We start from the raw sequence: 6,320 nt of genomic DNA, 5'->3' as shown, positions 1-6,320 counted from the left end.
TAGCTTTTTTAAGATTTAATTTCCAATTCTCTAGTTTTCAGGTGTTGACATATTACCGCTGGGCTAAGTATTTTTTGTGATCGTTCCATTTTCCGTCTTATGATGCTAAATCTTACAGCTTTGAAATCGTTTTCTTTATTCTTGAAAGCGGGACGGGAAATGGAATCGCTTACTTTTCACCACATTAATCTTTCATTTGCCTTTTATTGAGTCGATATACTCTCGACTCTTACTCACCTCGGAAGAACACCTTCCTAAAAATACATGAAAATTCTATTAATTACGCTTTATTCGTTCCATTTATAAAAAAGGAAGGATTCAGATAATACCGAACTCTGTATACATTATAATAAATTCCGAATCCCTTGGTCAATGGTTTTTGTTAAAAAAGGTTCAAAACAAATTAAAATAATATCCAAACATCTTCATGTTTAACGAAATAATCCAATTGATCTGCAATTTCTTCATCCATAGATGAATAATCCAGTTGCCCTAAATAATTTAGTTTAAACGACATAATTTTTTTATCAGTAAGTACCTGATTGATTTTCATATAGGCGCTATGTCTATCGCATTTTGTTGAATCACAAAATGCGATAGACAGCTTACCCTTTCCTTCTATTTCCAGAAAAAAAACATGATCACTCTTTTTATTACTTGTCATAACCCTTTATCCTTCATTCATTTTTATAACCGGCTTAATTGTTACTCCGCTCTCCATGTCACAACTTGCTTGATTAATATCTTCTAACGAATAAAACTTAATTAATTTATCAAATGGAAATTTCCCAGCTTTATATAGTTCAATCATCTGTGGAATAAAAACTTGCGGGACACTACTTCCTTCGAGAACTCCTGTTACCGTTCGTTCATTTCTTAATGTTCTAATATTTAAATTTACATCATCATTTGATGATCCGATAATTGCAGATATTCCTAATGAAGCAAGTGATTCAACCGATTCGCGGATGACAGCAGCGAGGCCACTAGATTCAACAGCATAATTTACACCTTTTCCAGTAATTTCAAGTATAGATTCAACAGCATTTTGTTGTTTCGAATTAATCGTGTGTGTTGCTCCCAATTCGGTAGCAAGCTTCAGCCGTTCATCATGTATATCTACAGCAATAATAGGATTGCAGCCTGCAATTTTCGCAGCCATAACAGCACTTAGTCCAACTGCCCCACAACCAAAAATGGCGATGCTTGAACCTACTTTTGGATTTAATTTATTTAATACTGTGCCAGCACCAGTTTGAACGCCGCAAGCTAGAGGTCCAAGAATTTCAAGAGGAACATCCTTTTCGACTTTTATGACATTACGTTCAGTGGCCATTGAATATTGGGCAAAACTTGATTGACCAAAAAAGGTTGTTAAATGAACACCGCCGCTATGTAGACGGTGTTGTTTCTCAGCTTTTTCGCTAGCTTGGAAATTTAGCGAAAAAAATTCATCACATGCATATGAATGACCATTATAGCAATTGTCACACTTACCACATGAATCGAACGTTAGAATGACATGATCCCCTGGTTCGACAGTTGTAACGCCCTCGCCAATTTCCTCAACGATACCAGCACCTTCATGACCAAGTACTGCTGGTAACGGTACATACGATATTTGATCACGCGCAAGTAAATCTGTATGGCACATCCCTGTCGCTACGATTTTAACAAGGATTTCTCCACTTTTCGGATGGTCAATTTCGATGTTTTCAATTTTAAATTGTTCACCTTTCCTATACGTGATCGCTGCTTTCGTCAATTTAACTGTCCTCCTTTACTGATCTTCTTAAATTTTCCCCGAACTAGGTTTATGCCAACGGATAATTTCTAGCTTCATTTTGAATAGACACCCATTTAACAGTTGTAAATTCATCAATTGACCATTCTCCGCCATGTCTTCCCAATCCGGAATCCTTTTCTCCACCAAAAGGTACCCCTGGTTCACTATTGACTGTTGCATCATTAATATGGAACATTCCACAGTCCATTTTTTCTGCAAAGGCTAATCCTCTGTTTATATCTTCTGTAAACACAGAGCCAACCAGCCCATATTTTGTATCATTGGCTACCCGAATTGCTTCTTCTTCTCCATCAACAGGAATGATGACCGCTATTGGACCAAAAATTTCTTCTTGAGCAATTGTCATCTCGCTCGTAACATCCGTTAAAACCCAGGGTGATATTGTATTATTTTTCACATCACCTTTGACTACAACTGTTGCTCCCTCTTCAATACTTGTTTGAACAAGACGATTAACTTGATTAATTTGATTTTTATTTATCAATGGGCCGATATTTGTTTCGTTACTCATTGGGTCACCAGTCGTTAATTTCTCAACTTTTGACTTGAATTTAGAAATAAATTCATTAGATACTTTTCGATCCACAATAATGCGATTGATTGACATACAAATTTGACCTTGGTGCATAAATTTTCCAAAAATCGAAGCAGAAACCGCCTTATCCAAATCGGCATCATCCAAGACGACAAATGCATTATTTCCACCTAGTTCAAGGGTTGCTTTTTTTAAATGTTTGCTTGCTACCGATGCAATATGTTTTCCTGCTTTCGATGAACCTGTAAAACTTACCACGTTCGCAAGAGGATGTTCAATCACTGCATCTCCAATTTCTTTCAAATCGGCTATAATTACGCTAATTAACCCTTTTGGCACACCTGCATCTTCAAAGACTTTTGCAATAAAACTGCCGCCTGAAATTGCCGTTTGATTATCCGGTTTCAAGATTACAGCATTTCCAGTTGCAAGAGCAGGAGCAACAGATCGAATGGCTAGATTAAAAGGAAAATTCCATGGTGTGATAACACTTACAATACCGACCGGGATACGAAAAATTTTATTTTTCTTTCCTTTAATTGTGGAATCAAGTGTTTCGCTTTCCATCTTAAATGGAAACTCCGATGCTTCCTTTATATATCTAAGCGCAGTATCGATCTCAAAGTTAGCCTTTTTTATAGTGCTCCCGCTTTCTTCAACTAATATTTTGGCAAATTCTTCTCTGCGTTCTTCAAATAGTTTTATCGCTTTAAGCATTACTTTTGATCTTTCTTCTGCTGTTGTCTGCGCCCACTCTTTTTGTACTTTATTCGCAACGAAAAAGGCCTCATCAATATCTTCATTATTTGCTAATTTTATTCTTACTAGTAATTCATTATTGTAAGGATTTTTGTTTTCATAGTAGGAATCGCTATTTCCCTCTCTCCACACCCCACCAAGTGGCATTTGTTTCCATTGAGAATAGGAGCCCATAAGTAATCATCCCTTAATTTAATTTGTAACGACTGACTATTATTTAAAGCCAAGCATTTGTGGAATACCTAAAGATAACCACGGAATATAAGTAATTAAAAGCAATATCACAAAGGAAATAATCAAAAACGGTATTAAATTTTTAACAAGGCGATGGATTTGTACCTTTGTGATCGATGAAACAATGAATAAGACAGTTCCTACTGGCGGTGTCATAAGACCAAGCGTTAAATTAAGAACCATAATCACACCAAAATGAACAGGGTCAACACCGAATTGAACGGCAATCGGCAACAGGATCGGAATCAATAAAATTAATGCAGCTACCCCATCTATGAACATTCCAACGATCAATAGCAGAATATTAGCTAAGAGCAAAAACATAAACTGATTATCTGCAATGGTTAAAAAGGCATTCGCAATTGCTTGTGGAATCTGCTGGAAGTTTAGTACCCATCCAAAAATATTAGAGGTTGCTAATAAAAATGTTACCGTAGATGCTGTAATCACTGTTCGAATTAAGATTCCGCCTAAATCCTTTAATTTCAATTCCTTATAAATAAAGAATCCAATAATAATAGAAAAAAAGACAGCAATGGCTGCTGATTCTGTCGCAGTAAACGCACCTGTTGAAATACCGACTAGGATTAAGACAGGAATCGCTAATGCAGGCAGAACATGTAGCGTTGATTTTAAAACTTCAGGCCAACTTGGTCGATCTTCCTTTGGAAAATCATTCCTTTTTGCGTATACATAAATTGCTAAACCAAATGCTATGGCAAAAAGAATGCCGGGAATAATACCCGCTAAAAATAAATTCCCAATAGAAACACCTGCCGTTACACCAAATATAATAAACGGCATACTAGGAGGAATCAGGGGTCCCATAACTGAAGAAGCAGATGTTAATGCTGCACTAAATTCTTTTTTATAGCCTTCTTTTTCCATCGCTGGAACCATTACTTTACTCATAATCGCGGATTGAGCATTTGAAGAACCGACGATCGATGCAAGAAACATATTCACAACAACATTTACATAGGCTAAACCGCCTCTTAGTTGTCCAAAAATTGTTTTTGTAAATTTAATTAATCTTTGAGTGATTCCTCCTTGGTTCATGATTTCTCCCAAAAGAATGAACATCGGAATCGCAACAAGACCAAAGTTTTGTAGTCCATTAAACATTTTTGATGGCATCGATAAAAGTACATCGGTATTCCCTGTCGAAAAGACAAAAACAAGTGTCGTAACTCCTAGTAGAAATGCAATAGGGACCCCAATCAACATAAGTAGAAAAAAAGTGACAATCGTGAGCATTGATTAGCATCCCCCTTTATCACGAAATCGATATTCTAGAATATGGTTATACAAGTTATTTATAGTGAAAATAAAAATACAAACCATACTTATAGGTACAATTGAATAAATCCACCACATTTCAATGCGTAGCGTTGAAGAAATCATATTCGAAACACTCGGACTTGTCACCCAAATGTACGAATAATAAGCAATGATGATTGTAAAAAAAAGTATCGATAATTGAATAATTATTTGAAAGATAAGTTTTAATTTTGAAGAAAGGCGGTCAAGAATCATCGTGACCGCCGCCATTTCAGAACGTTTAATCGCTAGGCAACCTCCTAAAAAGGTTATCCATGCAAATAACAGTAAGGAAAGCTCATCCGCCCAAAAAATCGGCATGCTTAGGACATAGCGAAATAACACAGCAACGATTAAGTTAATGGTTAACACAGCACTTAAAATAATACTGATATAGACTAAAAATTTATCTAATAACGTTGCTATCCGAGCAAGCAGATTATTTTGATGATTTGAGCTATCAATTATATTCTGCTGATTTTGTTCCATATACTCCCCACCTATTCTGCCTTAATTTCCTCTGCTTTTTTAAGGAAATCTGCAATTTCTGGTGATTTTTCTTTCCATATATCTTCTACTTTTTTGATATATGGGTCAAACTCACTTCGATCTTTTAATGAATGAATCGTAATTCCAAGAGTTTCTTCTCCTGTTTCTAGTAATTCTTTTTCATTAGCTTCAATTTGCTCAGCGTTTTCTTTTGTTTTTTCATTAACAACCTCTTGAAGCAACTCTTGATCTTCTTCTGATAAACGATTCCACAAATCTTTATTGATCAAAATTGCAGAAGCCCAATACATATGGTTGTCTGGTGTCATATGCTTGGCAATATCCGTTAATTTCTCCGATGTTACTGCTTCTGAATCAATATCAATTCCATCAATCACACCTGTTTGTAATGAGGTATACACTTCCGTTAGTGGCATAGGTGTAGGTGAAGCCTTTAGCGAATTCCAATAATCTAAAATCGTGGGGCTTGGCGTTGTTCGTAGTTTATACCCATTAAAATCCTTTGCTTCTACAATAGGTTTTGTTGACAAAATATATCTAAATCCCGAAGAAGAATACCCTAGCCCCTTTACATTTTCGTCAGTTAACGTATCAAACAAAGCCATTGATTCCTCACTGGTCCAAAGTTTATATGCTTGTTCATGGTTATCCACAAGGAAAGGCATTAACCAAGCACCAAAAGCAGGGGATGAATTGCTAAGCTGGGCTGTTGTAATGTTCCCGATATCTAGGCTTCCTGTATTTAATTGTTGCATCATATCAGATTCATTTCCCAATTGACCCGCTGGATAATACTCTGCTTTAATTCTTCCATCTGTACGTTTCTCTAACTCTTTACCAATTCTTTCCAACGTTAAACTTAGCTCAGAATTTGCTTGTGTGATATTCCCCATTTTTAATATAATTTGCTCTCCTGTACTATCTTCATTATTTTCTGAAGTAGTTCCAGCTTCATCATTATTACCACATGCTGACAGCAATCCCATTGTTAAAACTAACCCTAATATATTTATAATAAATTTGTTTTTTTTCTTCATAAGCTTAATCCCCCAATAATTTTTTATATAGTAATACGTTTTACTGACTTACCGGCAAACCGTATTCCTCCATACATTTATCCACCAAACCCACTGCTTCATCATACCCGTAATTTCG

At 35.9% G+C, this 6,320-nt stretch carries 6 protein-coding genes; all 6 read right to left on the bottom strand.

Translation table 11 applies throughout. The features are described 5' to 3' along the window. Positions 1-403 precede the first annotated feature (403 nt). Genes DCC39_RS18405 through DCC39_RS18380 form a run of 6 tightly spaced genes read right to left on the bottom strand, consistent with a single transcriptional unit; the run spans position 404 to position 6,202 of the window. On the bottom strand, positions 404-664 hold the full coding sequence (locus DCC39_RS18405) for a hypothetical protein (RefSeq protein ID WP_116556346.1): 261 nt from the start codon (positions 662-664) through the stop codon (positions 404-406). Positions 665-670: 6 nt separating this feature from the next. Beyond that, the gene (locus DCC39_RS18400; protein WP_116556345.1) at positions 671-1,765 is read right to left on the bottom strand and encodes an NAD(P)-dependent alcohol dehydrogenase; all 1,095 of its coding nucleotides are present in this window, start codon (positions 1,763-1,765) and stop codon (positions 671-673) included. Positions 1,766-1,814: 49 nt separating this feature from the next. Then, positions 1,815-3,275, bottom strand: coding sequence for an aldehyde dehydrogenase family protein (locus DCC39_RS18395; protein WP_116556344.1), 1,461 nt, complete (start codon positions 3,273-3,275; stop codon positions 1,815-1,817). A 39-nt stretch (positions 3,276-3,314) separates the two neighbouring features. Beyond that, entirely contained in the window at positions 3,315-4,592 is a 1,278-nt protein-coding gene (locus DCC39_RS18390; RefSeq protein WP_116556343.1) for a TRAP transporter large permease, read from the bottom strand. Positions 4,593-4,595: 3 nt separating this feature from the next. Continuing rightward, positions 4,596-5,144: a TRAP transporter small permease gene (locus DCC39_RS18385; protein WP_116556342.1), complete on the bottom strand. Its 549-nt coding sequence runs from the start codon at positions 5,142-5,144 to the stop codon at positions 4,596-4,598. Between the two features lie 11 nt (positions 5,145-5,155). Further along, complete coding sequence (locus DCC39_RS18380; RefSeq protein WP_116556341.1) at positions 5,156-6,202, bottom strand: TRAP transporter substrate-binding protein; 1,047 nt, start codon at positions 6,200-6,202, stop codon at positions 5,156-5,158. Positions 6,203-6,320: the final 118 nt, after the last annotated feature.

This window comes from Pueribacillus theae (assembly GCF_003097615.1).
Classification (GTDB): domain Bacteria; phylum Bacillota; class Bacilli; order Bacillales; family UBA6769; genus Pueribacillus; species Pueribacillus theae.
This window is presented reverse-complemented; position numbering and strand designations above follow the sequence as displayed.

Coding starts and splice junctions, on each gene's coding strand:
- DCC39_RS18405 (WP_116556346.1), bottom strand. CDS start 664: ATGACAAGTAATAAAAAGAGTGATCATGTTTTTTTTCTGGAAATAGAA.
- DCC39_RS18395 (WP_116556344.1), bottom strand. CDS start 3,275: ATGGGCTCCTATTCTCAATGGAAACAAATGCCACTTGGTGGGGTGTGG.
- DCC39_RS18390 (WP_116556343.1), bottom strand. CDS start 4,592: ATGCTCACGATTGTCACTTTTTTTCTACTTATGTTGATTGGGGTCCCT.
- DCC39_RS18385 (WP_116556342.1), bottom strand. CDS start 5,144: ATGGAACAAAATCAGCAGAATATAATTGATAGCTCAAATCATCAAAAT.
- DCC39_RS18380 (WP_116556341.1), bottom strand. CDS start 6,202: ATGAAGAAAAAAAACAAATTTATTATAAATATATTAGGGTTAGTTTTA.